This window comes from Sodalis sp. dw_96 (genome assembly GCF_018449575.1).
GTDB lineage: Bacteria > Pseudomonadota > Gammaproteobacteria > Enterobacterales > Enterobacteriaceae > Acerihabitans.
In genome coordinates, this window is sequence record NZ_JAAVUT010000068.1 from 1 (window position 1) to 358 (window position 358).

The window sequence follows — 358 nt, forward strand, 5'->3', positions numbered from 1 at the left end:
TTTCCGAACGGCTGGTTGTCGGCGGCGACACCTCCGGCGATACCCTTGTGAACGTTAACAACGCCGGCGGCAGCGGCGCCCAGACCGTGGACGGCATCGAGCTGATTTCCGTCGGCGGTACTTCGGACGGTGAATTTACCCAATCCGGCCGTATCGTCGCCGGCGCCTATGACTATACCCTGGAGCGCGGCACCGGGACCAACGCCGCCAACTGGTATCTTAACAGCTCTACGGCGGCGCCGGTGCCGGAACCGCCTGGAACGGAGCCTATACCGGAACCTATTCCCGACCCCCATCCCGACCCGGGGGACATGGTGGAGCGTCCTGAGGATGCCGTCTATGGCGCCAACCTGGCTGC

At 64.8% G+C, this 358-nt stretch carries 1 protein-coding gene; it reads left to right on the plus strand.

Annotation, left to right across the window (positions count from 1 at the left end):
• The coding region (locus tag HB631_RS26815; RefSeq protein ID WP_213994214.1) for an autotransporter outer membrane beta-barrel domain-containing protein at positions 1–358 on the plus strand (358 nt) is incomplete at both ends.